Annotated in this window: 15 protein-coding genes and 2 pseudogenes; 12 read left to right on the forward strand and 5 right to left on the reverse strand. The window is 64.5% G+C overall.

Annotated features, from left to right (window positions below; genetic code table 11):
• The first annotated feature begins 227 nt into the window (after positions 1-227).
• The 12 genes and pseudogenes from NUU27_RS15315 to NUU27_RS25580 all read left to right on the forward strand — a co-directional run.
• Positions 228-1277, forward strand: a complete 1050-nt coding sequence (locus NUU27_RS15315; RefSeq protein WP_257762995.1) for a C4-dicarboxylate TRAP transporter substrate-binding protein — start codon at positions 228-230, stop codon at positions 1275-1277.
• 109 nt (positions 1278-1386) lie between these two features.
• The gene (locus NUU27_RS15320) at positions 1387-1908 is read left to right on the forward strand and encodes a TRAP transporter small permease (RefSeq protein WP_257762996.1); all 522 of its coding nucleotides are present in this window, start codon (positions 1387-1389) and stop codon (positions 1906-1908) included.
• On the forward strand, positions 1908-3248 hold the full coding sequence (locus tag NUU27_RS15325; RefSeq protein ID WP_257762997.1) for a TRAP transporter large permease: 1341 nt from the start codon (positions 1908-1910) through the stop codon (positions 3246-3248). Before NUU27_RS15320 ends, NUU27_RS15325 begins: the two co-directional genes overlap by 1 nt.
• A gap of 33 nt (positions 3249-3281) precedes the next feature.
• Positions 3282-4085 carry an IclR family transcriptional regulator gene (locus NUU27_RS15330; protein WP_257762998.1) on the forward strand — a complete coding sequence of 268 codons (804 nt, stop codon included), beginning with the start codon at positions 3282-3284 and terminating at the stop codon, positions 4083-4085.
• Between the two features lie 92 nt (positions 4086-4177).
• The gene (locus NUU27_RS15335) at positions 4178-4312 is read left to right on the forward strand and encodes a hypothetical protein (protein WP_257762999.1); all 135 of its coding nucleotides are present in this window, start codon (positions 4178-4180) and stop codon (positions 4310-4312) included.
• Positions 4309-5484, forward strand: coding sequence for an acetyl-CoA C-acyltransferase (locus NUU27_RS15340; protein ID WP_257763000.1), 1176 nt, complete (start codon positions 4309-4311; stop codon positions 5482-5484). Before NUU27_RS15335 ends, NUU27_RS15340 begins: the two co-directional genes overlap by 4 nt.
• An 11-nt stretch (positions 5485-5495) precedes the next feature.
• Complete coding sequence (locus tag NUU27_RS15345) at positions 5496-6695, forward strand: acyl-CoA dehydrogenase family protein (protein WP_257763002.1); 1200 nt, start codon at positions 5496-5498, stop codon at positions 6693-6695.
• Entirely contained in the window at positions 6692-7825 is a 1134-nt protein-coding gene (locus tag NUU27_RS15350; RefSeq protein WP_257763003.1) for an acyl-CoA dehydrogenase family protein, read from the forward strand. Before NUU27_RS15345 ends, NUU27_RS15350 begins: the two co-directional genes overlap by 4 nt.
• Positions 7822-8283 carry a PaaI family thioesterase gene (locus NUU27_RS15355; protein ID WP_257763004.1) on the forward strand — a complete coding sequence of 154 codons (462 nt, stop codon included), beginning with the start codon at positions 7822-7824 and terminating at the stop codon, positions 8281-8283. Before NUU27_RS15350 ends, NUU27_RS15355 begins: the two co-directional genes overlap by 4 nt.
• Positions 8284-8321: 38 nt before the next feature.
• Complete coding sequence (locus NUU27_RS15360; protein ID WP_257763005.1) at positions 8322-9824, forward strand: class I adenylate-forming enzyme family protein; 1503 nt, start codon at positions 8322-8324, stop codon at positions 9822-9824.
• A 29-nt stretch (positions 9825-9853) separates the two neighbouring features.
• Positions 9854-9943 (forward strand): annotated as a pseudogene (locus NUU27_RS15365) (NAD(P)-dependent oxidoreductase); the annotation flags it as partial.
• 10 nt (positions 9944-9953) lie between these two features.
• Positions 9954-10076: pseudogene (locus NUU27_RS25580) on the forward strand (DsbA family protein); the annotation flags it as partial.
• A gap of 39 nt (positions 10077-10115) precedes the next feature.
• On the opposite strand, the gene NUU27_RS15370 reads toward NUU27_RS25580, so the two are convergent.
• From NUU27_RS15370 to NUU27_RS15390, 5 genes are all read right to left on the reverse strand, one after another.
• Positions 10116-11033 carry an aminotransferase class IV gene (locus NUU27_RS15370; RefSeq protein WP_257763006.1) on the reverse strand — a complete coding sequence of 306 codons (918 nt, stop codon included), beginning with the start codon at positions 11031-11033 and terminating at the stop codon, positions 10116-10118.
• A gap of 26 nt (positions 11034-11059) precedes the next feature.
• A complete protein-coding gene (locus NUU27_RS15375; protein ID WP_308219972.1) occupies positions 11060-11869 on the reverse strand; it encodes an amino acid ABC transporter ATP-binding protein in 810 nt (269 codons plus the stop codon).
• 35 nt (positions 11870-11904) lie between these two features.
• The gene (locus NUU27_RS15380; RefSeq protein ID WP_257763007.1) at positions 11905-12570 is read right to left on the reverse strand and encodes an amino acid ABC transporter permease; all 666 of its coding nucleotides are present in this window, start codon (positions 12568-12570) and stop codon (positions 11905-11907) included.
• A gap of 2 nt (positions 12571-12572) precedes the next feature.
• Complete coding sequence (locus NUU27_RS15385) at positions 12573-13238, reverse strand: amino acid ABC transporter permease (protein ID WP_257763008.1); 666 nt, start codon at positions 13236-13238, stop codon at positions 12573-12575.
• An 86-nt stretch (positions 13239-13324) separates the two neighbouring features.
• Positions 13325-14155 carry a transporter substrate-binding domain-containing protein gene (locus NUU27_RS15390; RefSeq protein WP_257763009.1) on the reverse strand — a complete coding sequence of 277 codons (831 nt, stop codon included), beginning with the start codon at positions 14153-14155 and terminating at the stop codon, positions 13325-13327.
• Between the last annotated feature and the right edge of the window lie 22 nt (positions 14156-14177).

The following is a 14177-nucleotide window of genomic DNA, read 5'->3' on the forward strand; positions in this document are numbered from 1 at the left end:
GTGCGCAAAGGTCAAGGCCCCCCTTCTCCCCGCACGCGGGGAGAAGGGGCGCCCCATCAACTCTGAACGACATGTAGAATGCCACGCCCAACCGTTGGCGGCCTCTGGTTGGGAAGCCTTCTGCAGGAAAACTTGGTCGCGGGGATTGCCAGCGCGGCCAAGCCCCTTTAGAATTCCATTCTGCAGCATATAATTCCGCATAATGGAATTTCAGGGAGGGAGGCCCTATGAGCAAGCTTCTTACAGCAACCGCAGCACTCGCACTGTGCCTTTCGGCCGGCATGGCCATGGCCGAAACGACCTTGATCCTCGGCGAGGCCGGGCCGAACCGTGGCGCGCGCGCCAAGTCGCTGGAACATTTCGTCGAGGAGGTCTCGAAACGCTCCAATGGCGAGGTGAAGATCGACGTCCAGTGGGGCGGCGCGCTCTTCAAGGCGAGCGGCGCGGTCCAGGGCGTCGCCGACGGCGTTGCCGATATCGGCACGATCATCGCCGTCTATTTCCCGCAGGAGATGCTTTCCTACAACATCGCCGACCTGCCTCTCCTCAACGAGGATGCCTGGGTCGGCATGCGGGCGACGGATGAACTGATGCGCACCGCGCCCGCCATCCAGGCGGATCTCGGCTCGAAGAATCTCGTCTATATCGGCACCTTCACCACCTCGCAGGTCAACATCGGCTGCAAGGGCAAGGCGATCAAATCGGTCGGGGATATTTCCGGCCTGAAGGTCCGCGGTGTCGGGGCCTATGGTGACACCTTCGCCGATCTGGGCGCCAACATGGTCAACATGTCGATCTACGACGCCTATCAGGGCCTCGACACCGGCCTCATCGATTGTTCGCAGGGTTATTCCTATGCCGTCGCGGCGCTCAAGCAGCAGGAGGTCATGACCAGCTACACCCTGCTCAACTGGGGACAGGTCGGCGGTCTCGGCCTCTTCATGAACAAGGACAGCTTTGACGCGCAGGACGAGGCCACCAAGACCGCTCTGGCGGAAGCGGGCGTTGCCATGGCGGACAAGCTCGGCGAGCTGATCAACACCGACAACGAAGCCGCCATCGGCAAGATGAAGGATGCGGGCGTGGAGGTCATTTCCCTGCCCGCCGGCGAGCGCGACAAGCTGGTTGCCGCCGGCGAGAAATATGTCGCCGAGTGGGTGGAACGGGCCACAGCAGCCGGCCTCGACGGCGAGGCGCTGCTCAGCCAGTACAAGGACCTTCTCGCGAAATACGAGAAGGAGAAGGCGGAAAAGGGATATCCCTGGCAGCGCAACTGAGCGCGTAGCCGATCCCGTCCGAGGCGCCTGATGGCGCCTTCGTCCCGGCAACACGCCGGCCGGGACGCTTTCCTTCCGCGATCGACACTTGTTTGCCGAGAGTTCCGCGATGTTACGACGTATCGAGCGACTGCTGCTGGACCTGTCCATCTGCGCGATAGCCGGGCTCTGCCTGCTGATCACCGCGAGCGTGGTGCTGCGAGCCGGCTTCAATTCCGGCGTTCCGGACACGGTCGTGATGGTGGGCGAGCTCATGGTGGCAGCGATCGTCCTGCCGCTCGCCACGGCGACGGCGGCCAGAAGCCACATCGGCGTGGAGTTCGTCGCCAACATGCTGTCGCCGCGCGCGCAGGGGGTGCTGATCGTCTTCGGCAGCGTCGTCGGGCTGCTGGCGCTGGCGCCGCTGCTCTACGCCGGCTGGCGCGAGGCGGCGCACACGCTGACGAACGGCGCCTTCTTCTTCGGCCAGCTCTCGCTGCCGAAATGGCCCGGCCGCGTGATCTTCCTGACGGGACTGTCCTTCTGCTGGCTGCGCCTGCTGCTGCTCGTCATCAATGACACGGTCCGGCTGAGCCGCGGAGAAAACCTCGCCGATCTCGTGCATTCCTCCGGAAGGCAGGGAGAGCGCTGATGGATGGCACCGTCGTCGGCCTCAGCGCCTTTGCCGCCGTCCTCGGCCTGCTCGCCCTGCGCGTGCCGATCGCCTTCGCGCTGGCCTCGGTCGCCACCGCCGGCAGTTTCGTAATGTTCGCCTTCCGGACCGGCAGCTTCAACCCGGACCGGGCGATCAATCCGACCACCTCCCTCGTCTTCTCGAATTTCTTCGACCTGATCCATTCCTACGACCTGTCGATGATCCCGCTCTTCGTCGCGCTCGGCCATATCGCCTATCGCTCGGAGATCACCACGCGGATCTACGATGCAGCGCGGGTGTGGCTGGTGAGGGTGCCGGGCGGCGTCGCCATGGCCTCGGTGCTCGGCTGTGGCGGCTTTTCCGCGATCACCGGCTCGTCGATCGCCTGCGCCTCGACCATGGGCCGGATCTGCTCGCCGGAAATGCTGCGCATGGGCTACGACAAGCGTCTGGCGACCGCCTCGGTGGCGGCAGGCGGCACGCTCGGTTCGCTCATTCCCCCGTCGGTGCTTTTCATCATCTACGGCATCTTCACCGAAACCTCGATCAGCAAGCTGTTCCTTGCCGGCATCCTGCCGGGGCTGCTGACGCTCGCCGGCTTCCTGGCCGTGATCTTCCTCTGGGTGCGGCGCGATCCCGCCGCGGCGCCCCCCTATGCCGGCAAGATCGCCAGGGGGGACCGGCGGCGGGCGGCACTCAAGGCCTGGCCGGCGATCGCGCTCTTTGCCATCATCATCGGCGGCATCTATGGCGGCATCTTCACGGCAACGGAGGCGGCCGCCGTCTGCGTCAGCGCCGCCACGATCATCGGCTTTGCCCAGAAGAAGCTGAGCGTCCGTGGCCTGATCGACAGCCTGCGCGAAACGGCGCTGCAGTCGGCGAGCATCTTCATCATCGCGGCGGCGGCGAAGATCTTCGTCGCCTTCGTGGCGTTGACCGGTGTGGCGGCGTCCATCGGAGAAACCATTACTGCTGCGAACCTGTCGCCGGTGCTGCTGCTGGCGGCCATCGCGGCGGTCTATCTGCTGCTCGGCATGTTCCTCGATCCGATCGGCATCATGGTGCTGACCCTGCCGCTGATGATCCCGCTGGTGGAGGGTTACGGCTTCGACCTGATCTGGTTCGGCGTCGTGGTGATCAAGCTCCTGGAGATCGGCCTGATCACGCCACCGGTCGGGCTGAACGTCTTCGTCATCGGCAATGTGGTCGGCAAGGAGGTGGCAATCGACAAGATCTTCAGCGGCGTGCTGCGCTTCCTGATGCTGGATTTCGTCGTGCTGCTGCTGCTCATCGCCTTTCCGGTGATTTCCACCCTCATTCCAACGACAATGCGCTAATTTACGGGGATTCGCGTGAACGGGGGCAACTGGATGAGTGACTTCGAAACCGACCGGCGCTTCGCCACCACCTTGGCAAGGGGGCTCAGTGTGCTGCGCGCCTTCCGCGTTTCCGACAACGGACTTGGAAACGCGGAGATTGCGGAGCGAACCGGTTTGCCGAAGTCGACGGTTTCGCGGCTGACCTTCACCCTGCAGGCGCTCGGCTATCTCAGCCATACCCGCCGGCATGACCGCTATCGGCCGGGCCCGGCGCTGCTGGCGCTCGGCAACATCGCCAGCGGCGCGATTTCCTTCGTCGATCTTTCCGAGGGGCTGATGCAGCGCCTCGCCGACGAGACCGGCACGCTGACGCTGCTGGCGGTGCGGGATCAGGACAAGATCATGCTGGTCAAGACCTGGCGGCCGCGCACGGTGGCCTCGATCTGGCTGGAGGTCGGTCACCGGCTGCCGGTCGCCAACACCTCCTCCGGGCACGCGCTACTCGCCAGCCTGTCCGAGGAGGGGTTCGACCGGCTGCTCGCCGAGACGGGCGAGGAGACGATCACGCGGCAGCGGGCGACGGAGATCCGCCGCGAGGCGAACGGTCAGCTGATGTCGCGCGGCTTCGTCATCGCCGATCCCGCCATTTACTTCGCCCGCACCGTGCAGGCGGTCGCCGTCCCGTTCCACGCCCGCGACCTCAGCGAGCCCGTCGTCTTCACCTGCGGCGCGACGCCACAGGACCTCACCATGGAGCGCATGATCAATGAGGTCGGGCCAAAACTCAGGAGCACCGTGCGGGAGCTGGAGCGGATCATGGGGCAAAGTCCGGGACGCGCGGGCGGCGAGCTGTAAGGGTCGCAATATTTCCGCATGATGGAATTCACTTTCGCATATTGAAATTACCAGCCATGTGGCAGAGTGTTGGAAGAAACAAGGGGACGAGAATGACCGGGATTCTGCGCCACGCCCGCAATGGCGATGCCGCCGTCGGCAATCCGCCGGCGAACGTGAGGTCACAACAGGCCCCCGCCGAACGGATCAGCGCCGACGAGAGCTTCAACGAAAAGGATGCCGCGTGAACCGGGCCGTGATTGTTTCGGTCGCCCGAACCCCGATCGGCAAGGCCCAACGCGGCGCGCTGAACCTCACGCACGGCGCCGACATGGCAGGCCATGTGGTCAGGCATGCCATCGCCCGCGCCGGGATCGAGCCGGAGCGGATCGAGGACTGCATCTTCGGCTGCGGCTATCCCGAATATGTCACCGGCGGCAACATCGCCCGCCAGGCCGTCATCCGCGCCGGACTGCCCGTCGGCATCGCCGGCACGACGGTGAACCGCTTCTGCGCCTCCGGCCTGCAGGCGATCGCCATGGGCGGCCATCTGGTGGCCCATGAAGGCGCCGATGCAGTCATCGCCGGCGGCGTGGAGAGCATCTCACTCGTCCAGCCGCCGGTGCGCTCCGCCAGGAACGACTGGATCGAGGCGCACAAGCCCGAACTCTATATGAGCATGATAGAGACAGCCGACATCGTCGCGCGCCGCTATGGCGTCAGCCGCGAGGCGCAGGACGAGCTCTCCCTGGAAAGCCAGCAGCGCACGGCAAGAGCCCAGGAGAACGGTCTCTTCGACGACGAGATCGAACCGGTCCGCGTCACCATGGCCGTCACCGACAAGGAGACCGGTGCGGTTTCGAAGGTCGAGACCCTTTTCAGCAAGGACGAATGCAACCGTCCCTCGACCACGCTCGAGGGGCTGCGGGGCCTCAAGCCCGTGCGCGGCGACGGCGAATTCATAACGGCCGGCAACGCGTCGCAGCTCAGCGACGGTGCCGCCGCCCTCGTTCTGATGAGCGAGCGGGAGGCCGAGAAGCGCGGTCTCGAACCGCTCGGCGCCTTCCGGGCCTATGCGGTCGCCGGCTGCGAGCCGGATGAGATGGGCATCGGGCCGGTTCTGGCCGTGCCGCGCCTGCTGCAACGCCAGGGGCTTTCGGTGGACGACATCGACCTTTGGGAACTGAACGAGGCCTTCGCCAGCCAGGCGCTCTATTGCCGCGACCGGCTCGGCATCGATCCGGCCAAGTGCAATGTCAATGGCGGCTCGATTTCCCTTGGCCATCCCTTCGGCATGACCGGCGCGCGCATGACCGGCCACCTCCTGATCGAGGGCCGTCGGCGGCGCGCGAAGCTCGGCATCGTCACCATGTGCATCGGCGGCGGCCAGGGCGCGGCCGGCCTGTTCGAGATATTCTGAGGAGAAACGTGATGGATCTGAACTTCACGCCGGCGGAAGAGGAATTCCGCAGTGAAGTCCGCTCCTTTCTGGAGGCCCGGCTGCCGCGACGGCTGGCGGAGAAGGTTCGGCTGGGCCGCACCCTGACCAAGGCCGACCACGAGGAATGGCACGCCATTCTGAACGAGCGCGGCTGGCTCGCCGGCAACTGGCCGACGGCCTATGGCGGCGCCGGCTGGAGCGCGGTGGAGCGGCACATCTTCGAGGAGGAGATGACGAAGGCGCACGCGCCGCGCATCGTGCCCTTCGGCATCGCCATGCTCGGCCCGGTGCTGCAGCAATTCGGCTCGAAGGAGCAGAAGGACCAGTACCTGCCGCGCATTCTCACCGGCGCCGACTGGTGGTGCCAGGGCTATTCCGAACCGGGTGCCGGCTCCGATCTCGCCTCGATAAAGACCTCTGCCGTCAGGGACGGCGACCATTACGTCGTCAACGGCCAGAAGACCTGGACGACCCTCGGCCAGCACGCCAACATGATCTTCTGCCTGGTGCGGACCTCCAGCACGCCGAAGCCGCAGGAGGGGATTTCCTTCCTGCTGGTCGACATGAAGAGCCCGGGCGTCACCGTGCGCCCGATCGTGCTCATCGACGGCGAGCCGGAGGTGAACGAGGTCTTTTTCGACAATGTGCGTGTGCCGGTGGAAAATCTCGTCGGCGAGGAGAACAAGGGCTGGACTTACGCCAAGTATCTTCTGACCCACGAGCGCACCAACATCGCCGGCGTCGGCTTCGCCCAGGCGGGTTTGGAACAGCTCAAGCGCGTCGCGCGCTCCGAGCTGCACAACGGCCGACCGCTGATCGAGAACCCGCATTTCGCAGCGCGCATCGCCCGCGTCTCCATCGACCTGATGGCCATGGCGACAACCAATCTGCGCGTCCTGTCGGGGACCGCCAGCGGTCAGGCGCCGGGAGCGGAAAGCTCGATGCTGAAGATCAAGGGCACGCAGATCCGCCAGGAGATCAACGCGCTGACGCGCATCGCCGTCGGTCCCTATGCCATGCCCTTCGTCTCCGAAGCGCTCGAGGAGGGCTGGAACGGCGAGCCGGTCGGGCCGGATTATGCGATGCCGGCGACGGCCGCCTATTTCAACAACCGCAAGCTCTCGATCTTCGGCGGATCCAGCGAGATCCAGCGCTCGATCATCAGCAAGACAATCCTGGGACTCTCATGAATTTCGAACCGACCGAAGAACGCCGCATGATGCAGGACGCGCTGCGCCGCTTCCTGTCCAACTCCGTCACCCCCGCGCGCCGTGAGGCGGCGGAGAGCAGCACGGCCGGATTCGACCGCGAGACCTGGGCCGGCCTTGCCGAGCTGGGCGTGATCGGCGCCCTCTTCCCGGAAGCCCGGGGCGGCTACGGCGGCAGCGGTTTCGACATCGCCGCCGTTTTCGAGGAAATGGGCCGCGCCGGCGCCATCGAGCCGCTGCTCGACACCGGCGTTCTGGCCGGCGGGCTGCTCATGGAGCTCGGCGGCGATGCCCGCCAGGGCCTTGTCGAACAGGTGATCGGCGGCGAGCTGCAGCTTGCGCTCGCCCACGCGGAGCCGGCAAGCCGCTACGATCTCTCGCGCGTGACGACCCGCGCCGAACGCTCCGGCGACACCTATGTACTCAACGGCCGCAAGTCGGTGGTGGTCAACGCCCCGGCGGCCGATCTCCTCCTCGTCAGCGCCCGCATGGCCGGCGGCGCGAACGACGCCGACGGCATCTGCCTCTTCCTGGTCGACCCCGCCGCGTCCGGTCTGGCGCTGCGCGACTATCCGCTCTCCGGCGGCGGGCGCGGCGCCGAGCTCGACTTGAGGAACGTCGCGGTGGCGGCCGACGCGCTGATCGGCGCGGAAGGCGCTGCCTATCCCGCCCTCGTCCACGCCCATGCCCGCGCCACCACGGCGATCTGCGCCGAGGCGGTCGGCCTGATGGACCGGATCCGCGTGCTGACGACGGATTATCTGAAAACACGCAAGCAGTTCGGCCAGCCGATCGGCAAGTTTCAGGCGTTGCAGCACCGCATGGCCGACATGCTGACGGAGATCGAGCAGGCCCGCTCTGCGCTGATCAATCTCGCCGGCCATCTCGACGGCCCCGAGACAGAGCGCGATGTTCATGTGGCGGCGACCAAGAACCTGATCTCCCGCGTCTGTGCCCTCGTGGTCGAGGAAAGCATCCAGATGCATGGCGGTATCGGCATGACCATGGAATACGAGCTCGGTCATCTCGCCAAGCGCCTGACGATGACCGACCATCGTTTCGGCGACGGCCTGTATCATCTGGAACGCTTCATTTCGCTGGCCGTGGCATGAACGACGACGCGGCGAAGAGAGCCGGACTGATCGTCGGCGAGACCGGCGCCCAGCGCCTCATCGGCTATGTGCTCGACGTCGGCGGCGACAGCGGCTCGGCCCGGTGCTGGCTCGACATCGACGAGCGGCATACCAACCGGCACGGCGTTCTGCACGGCGGCCTCTTCACGGTCCTTCTCGACAATTGCATGGGCGCGACCGCGAGCCTGAGCGTCGACCCCACCGGGCGGCGGCCGTTTCTGACGATTTCGCTCACCACCCAGTTCCTCGCTCCGGCGCGGGCCGGAACCCGCATCACCGCCAGCGGCCGGATCACCGGCGGCGGCAGGTCGCTTCTCTTCATCGAAGGGCTGGTGACCGACGACCAGGGCGCCGTGCTCGCCACGGCTCAGGGCGTCTTCAAGCGGGTACCGGCGGACCGCCTGCCCGGCCCCGAGAGACAGGAGCCGGGCATATGAACAAGAGCAACGGGTTTTCTCAGGGGAGCAGTCCGGGCATGACGAACACGCTGATCCACGACCTGGTGTTTTCGGCAGCGGAAAGATTCGGCGCCGATCTGGCGCTGATCGATCACGACGGGTGCCGGTTCTCGTGGCTTGACTATGCCGGTGCGGTGCGCGAGGCCGCCGCGGTGCTTTCCGGAGCGCATATCGCACCCGGCGACCGGGTGATGATCGTCGCTGAAAACAGCGTCGCGGCTGCCGCCTTCGTCTTCGGGGCGAGCCTTGCCGGCGCCATTGCCGTGCCCGTCAACGCGCGCATGAGCGCGCCCGAGCTGGCGCGGATCGCCGGCCATGCCCTGCCTCGGCTGACGGTGTGGACCACGGATGTCTCCGCCGAGGCGAAGGCCCATGCGGCCGCGGCAGGAGCAACGCCCGTCGCGGGCGGATTCGGCCATGTTTCGATCAAGGGCGATGCCCCGCCGGCCGTGGACATTCCCCCCGCCGCGGATGTCGTCGTGCTGCTCTATACGACCGGGACCACCGGCGATCCGAAAGGCGTGGAGCTGACCCAGGGCAACCTGACCTTTGCCGGGCAAGCCTCGGCAACGCTCAGGGGCATGCGGCCGGGAGACGTCATCTACGGTGCGCTGCCGATGACCCATGTCTTCGGCCTCGCTTCCATGCTGATGGCCGGAGCGACGGCGGGAGCCGCAATACGGCTCGCGCCGCGCTTCCGCGCCGACAGGCTGCTGGCGGCGCTCAGGGAGGACGTAACCATGCTGCCGGCCGTGCCGCAGATGCATGCCCTGCTGATGCAGCATGTGGCGAGCCTCGGCGAGGACAAGCTGACGGGGTCGGAGCTGCGCTACGTCTCCTCGGGCGCCGCTCCGCTCGATCCGGCCTGGAAGCGCAAGGCGGAGGCGTTCTATGGCCTCGCCCTGCAGAACGGCTACGGCATGACCGAAACGACGGCCGGCGTCAGCAGCACGAGGAATCCCATCGGCTCGCCGGACACCAGCGTCGGCAAGCCCCTGCCCGGGGTCGAGGTGCGCCTCGACACCAGCCTCGGCAGCGAGCCCGGCGTCGGCGAGGTTCTCACCCGGGGGCCCCATGTGATGGCCGGCTATTTCCGCAACCCGCAGGAGACGGCGCGGGCGATCGGTGCCGACGGGTTTCTGAGGACCGGCGATCTCGGCCGGATCGACGAAGACGGCAATCTGCACATCGTCGGCCGCGCCAAGGAGCTGATCATCCGCTCCGGCTTCAACGTCTATCCGCCGGAGGTGGAGGCCGCCTTCAACGATCACCCGATGGTGGTGCAATGCGCCGTCATCGGCCGCCGCGTGGAGGGCGGCAACGAGGAAGTGCTCGCCTTCGTCCAGTGTGTCGACCCCAGCGCGATCGATCTGGAGGAGATGAAGGCCTTCGTCGCGGCGCGGCTGACCAGCTACAAGCGCCCTTCGCACATCATCCTGACCACCCAGCTCCCGGCCGCCTCCACCGGCAAGATCCTGAAGCACCAGTTGCTGGAGGCGTTCAAGGCACAGCTGACCTGAGGCGTGCGCGGCGCGCGACCTGTTCCTGCAGCATTTCCTTCGAGGACTATGCCACCGCCACGGCGGACGAGAACGAGAAGCCCCGCCACATCCGCCAGAGATTCACTGTCGGATACTGATTTGGGGAAAATCCGCGCCTCCTATCTCTTCGATCCGCTTTGCGGCTGGTGCTATGGCGCCGCGCCGGCGATCGGCGATCTGATGCGGGGGCGCGGCTTCGCCGTCGAATTGATGCCGACCGGGCTTTTCGCCGCCTCCAGATTGATCAACCGGCGGAACCGAGCCGAGGGATCAGATACAAATATCCCGAACCCAGTCCCAGTAGATCTTGGCGATGCGCATTGTCATTGCTCCAGGCTTGCCATCACCGATAGCACGGCCGTCGATCCTGGAGACCGGTGTGATGCCGCCCAACGTTCCTGTGACGAACGCCTCGTCCGCCGAATAAGCTTGGGTCAGGGTGAAGTCCTTCATGTGTCCCACGCCGATCCTCTCGTTCCAAAGGTCAAAGACATGGCCGCGCGTGATGCCGTTGAAGGAATATAGACCCGGCGACGTCCAGAGCTCCCCCTTGCGGACGATGAAGAAGTTGGTGGAATTGCAGCTCGCTACCATGCCGCGTTGGTCCAGCATCAGCGCTTCGTCCGCGCCGGCCGCGATCGCCTGGATCAGCGCCTGGATCAGGTTCAGCCGGCTATGCGAATTCCATCGCAGATCGAAGACATCGGGCGTGGAGCAGCGGAAGGTCGAAGTGAAGAGTGACAAGCCCTTCTCCGCGAACTCGGCGCGCGGTTTCTTCAACTCCGCCACGATCACCACCGTCGCACCGGATGCCATGAAGCGTGGATCCTGGTTTGGTGTCGTCTTGCGGCCGCGCGTGATCATCAGGCGGATGTGGGTGTTGTCCGTAAAGCCGTTTGTGGCACAGGTGTCCATCACCGCTTGCACCACTTCGGCACGGGTCATCCCGATGTCCATGGAGATTGCCCGCGCTCCTTCGAACAGACGATCCATGTGCTGATCAACGGAAAGCAGCTTGCCGTTGACCAGGCGCAATCCCTCCCAGACGCCATCCCCCAACACGAAGCCAGCATCGAAAACCGAAACGGTTGCCTTGTCTCGGTGAACGAACGCGCCATTCACATAGACGAGAGCATTGTCATTGCGAGGATCACCGTCAAAGGACTGAGCACTGGAAGCAGGTATCATTGAGCACCCTCGGGCCGAACATCTTGTTAAAGTGAGAATTCCGAAGATCGCGCGATGAAGGCACGCGTCTTCTCCTTTTGCGGATTGCGAAAGATTTGCTCGCCAGTGCCGGTCTCGTGCACCACTCCGTCGTAGAGATAGATGACGTGGGTCGCAAACCGGTACGCGAAACCGAGTTCATGGGTCACCAGCAGCATTGTGCGCCCGTCCTCAGCCAGGGTCAGGATCGTACGCAGCACTTCGCCGACCAGTTCGGGATCGAGCGAGGAGGTCGGCTCGTCAAAAAGCAGAACCTCGGGGTCCATCGCCAGCGCCCGGGCGATGGCAACGCGTTGTTGCTGCCCGCCCGACAGACGCCCTGGATAGACGTCGAGCTTGTCGCTCAAGCCGACGCGCTCCAGCTCATGCGCGGCGCGTGCCCGAGCCTCGGATTTCGGACGACGCATGACCGTGACCAGCCCCTCCATCACGTTCTCGATGGAGCTCATATGAGGAAACAGGTTGAACTGCTGGAACACCATGCCGACGCGCCTGCGCACCGACATCAGTTCGCGCTCGGAATATGTCACGGACTGAGACCCATCCCGCGCAGTGCGCACGGTGCCAATGCGTTCACCCTCGAGAAACACCTTGCCGCCGGTGGGCAGCTCCATGAAATTGAGACAGCGCAGCAACGTGCTCTTGCCAGAACCCGATCCACCGATGATGGCAATGCGGTCCCCCCGCTTCACATCGAGGTCGATACCTTTCAGCACCTCGATGGGACCGAAAGACTTGCGCAGATTCTCACTGCGCAAGATGGGAGCGTCCGTCGTGGATGGGGCAATCTCGCTCATCGGTGCGCCTCCTGTCTGGTCGGTCATCTTGAACCTCACGCCTTGCGGCGCATCCGCCGCTCGAGGGCGGAGGACGTCCAGGTCATCGGGTAAATCATCACCAGATAGACGACACCGACTGTGGTGAGGATCTCGAGCGGACGGTAATAGGTCGAGGACAGGACGCGCCCTTGGTACATGAGCTCATGCACGCTGAGCACGGAGGCCAGTGAAGTCACCTTGGCCACCTCCACCGCCCGATTCGTGAAGGCAGGCAGCATTCGACGAAAAACCTGGGGCAGGATTACACGGCGAAACGTATCGGCCCTGCTCATTCCGATGGCCATGGCCCCCTCCCACTGCCCCCGCTCGATCGATTGGATTCCCGAGCGGTAGATTTCGGCTGAGAAGGCGGCCGTGTTCAGGCTGATGCCCAGGGCGGCCGCAACAAAGGGGGTGAGCTGCGCGCCAATGAGGATCGGAAACGCGTAGAAGAACCAGATGAGCTGGATGAGCGCGGGAATGTTTCGAAACAATTCGACGAAGCTGCGGCCGGCGAGGCGAACCGGCGCGAACGGCGAAATACGCGCCAGCGAGACGAAAAAGCCGAGGACGAGACCAACCGCGAGGCAGATGACCCAGAGCTCAAGCGTCACAAGCACGCCTCGCCACAACACGGGCAGGATCTTCACGACCATGGAGAAATCGAACTGATATCCCATGTTCACGCCTCCTGCAGCCGGTCTTCCAGAATCTTGGCAAGTGAGGAGAGCACATAGAGCAGGGCGAAGTAGATCAGCGCCAGCAAGCTATAGGTCTCCAGCGGACGATAGGTGATCGACGCGATCTGCATCCCTTGGTAGAGAAGCTCCCCATAGGCAAGGGTCGATGCCAGCGATGAGGTCTTCACGATCTCGAAGGAACGCTCGACGAAAGGTGCCACCATGCGGCGAGCCGCTTGTGGCACGATGATCCTCCGCAACGCATCGGCGCGCGACATTCCAAGAGCCGTAGCACCTTCCCATTGCCCCCGGACGATCGATTGAATGCCGCCACGCAAGACCTCGGCGTAGAAGGCGCTGGATTGCGTGGCAAGGGCTACAACCGCTGCTTCCAGCGGCCCGAGCTTCACATTGGTGATCACCGGCAACGCATAATAGACCCAGAAGAAATGCACGATGCCGGGAGTGTTGCGGTAGAACTCGATATATGCCGTGCCGATGGTGCGCAGCGCCACGTGACGCGACATCCGCATCGCCGCCACCAGTCCACCACCGACGATGCCGAAAAGGATCGCCAACGCCGAGATCGCGACGGTGCCCCAAAGACCATGCAGCAGCATTGGCCAATAGGCCAGAACCGCTCCGAAATCCCATTCATATTGCTGCATTCCGCCTCCTGCTGCCGGTTTCTCCGCGCCGCGCGGATGCGGCCGGAGAAACCGTTTCTGTCAGGCCATGCCCCTCGGAGAGCGGTCTATTTCCACTCCTCTTTCACCAGGCCGGGCACCTTGGCGGGATCGATCCCTTTGGTTGCGATATAGGTCTCGAAAATCTCGGTGGTTTTCCCGCTTTCGTAGGATTTGGTGATGAAGTCGTCGACCCAATCCTTGAACGAGGAATCGGCGGCCTTGGGCAAGCCGACGGAGGTAGGCACCGCATGGATTGGCTTGGGCAGCACCACGCTGCCGGTCCCGATGCGCGACACCTGCACGATGAGAGCCGGATGGAACTGCGACACCGCATCGACCCGCCGCGAGGCGAAGGCAGCGATGGCTTCATCATTGGACGCAAATCGCTCGATCTTGGCGTTCGGCAGCGTCTCGGTCAGCAGCCGGTCCACCGTCGTGCCCAGCGTAACACCGACGGTGGTGCCCTCGACATTCAGATCCTGCCAGTCGGAAATCTTCATGTCGTCTTGGATCAGCGCGCCCATGGCATAATAGAATAGCGGGTGATCGGGGAAGTCGATTGCCTTCTTGCGCTCGTCCGTCGGATCCAGCACGAACATCAGATCGATCTGACCGGCCTGGATTGCAGCGACGGAATTCGCCCATGTGGTTTCGACCGGCACAAATTCCACGCCCAGTTCCGCCGCCATGGCCTGTCCCATCTGGACACCCACGCCAGCCCATTCTTCCGAAATGGGATCCTTATAGAACCATGGATCGGCAGCGGCCATGCCAACCCGCAGCGCGCCGCGCTGCGTCACGGTTTCCAGCGCCGTCTGCGCAATGGCGGATGACATGGCGGAAAGGCTGAAAACAGCGGCGGCGGCCGCCTGAATCATCTTGCGTCTCGTGAACATGAGACTCCCCTCTTGGCTACTT

Origin of the sequence: Nitratireductor sp. ZSWI3 (genome assembly GCF_024655565.1) — a bacterium.
GTDB lineage: Bacteria > Pseudomonadota > Alphaproteobacteria > Rhizobiales > Rhizobiaceae > Nitratireductor.

Bases quoted from the DNA above. Each gene is read 5' to 3' on its own strand.
- NUU27_RS15355 (WP_257763004.1), top strand. From the start codon at position 7,822: ATGAACGACGACGCGGCGAAGAGAGCCGGACTGATCGTCGGCGAGACC.
- NUU27_RS15335 (WP_257762999.1), top strand. From the start codon at position 4,178: ATGACCGGGATTCTGCGCCACGCCCGCAATGGCGATGCCGCCGTCGGC.
- NUU27_RS15345 (WP_257763002.1), top strand. From the start codon at position 5,496: ATGGATCTGAACTTCACGCCGGCGGAAGAGGAATTCCGCAGTGAAGTC.
- NUU27_RS15390 (WP_257763009.1), bottom strand. From the start codon at position 14,155: ATGTTCACGAGACGCAAGATGATTCAGGCGGCCGCCGCCGCTGTTTTC.
- NUU27_RS15320 (WP_257762996.1), top strand. From the start codon at position 1,387: ATGTTACGACGTATCGAGCGACTGCTGCTGGACCTGTCCATCTGCGCG.
- NUU27_RS15375 (WP_308219972.1), bottom strand. From the start codon at position 11,869: ATGAGCGAGATTGCCCCATCCACGACGGACGCTCCCATCTTGCGCAGT.
- NUU27_RS15380 (WP_257763007.1), bottom strand. From the start codon at position 12,570: ATGGGATATCAGTTCGATTTCTCCATGGTCGTGAAGATCCTGCCCGTG.
- NUU27_RS15315 (WP_257762995.1), top strand. From the start codon at position 228: ATGAGCAAGCTTCTTACAGCAACCGCAGCACTCGCACTGTGCCTTTCG.
- NUU27_RS15370 (WP_257763006.1), bottom strand. From the start codon at position 11,033: ATGATACCTGCTTCCAGTGCTCAGTCCTTTGACGGTGATCCTCGCAAT.
- NUU27_RS15360 (WP_257763005.1), top strand. From the start codon at position 8,322: ATGACGAACACGCTGATCCACGACCTGGTGTTTTCGGCAGCGGAAAGA.
- NUU27_RS15325 (WP_257762997.1), top strand. From the start codon at position 1,908: ATGGATGGCACCGTCGTCGGCCTCAGCGCCTTTGCCGCCGTCCTCGGC.
- NUU27_RS15330 (WP_257762998.1), top strand. From the start codon at position 3,282: ATGAGTGACTTCGAAACCGACCGGCGCTTCGCCACCACCTTGGCAAGG.
- NUU27_RS15350 (WP_257763003.1), top strand. From the start codon at position 6,692: ATGAATTTCGAACCGACCGAAGAACGCCGCATGATGCAGGACGCGCTG.
- NUU27_RS15385 (WP_257763008.1), bottom strand. From the start codon at position 13,238: ATGCAGCAATATGAATGGGATTTCGGAGCGGTTCTGGCCTATTGGCCA.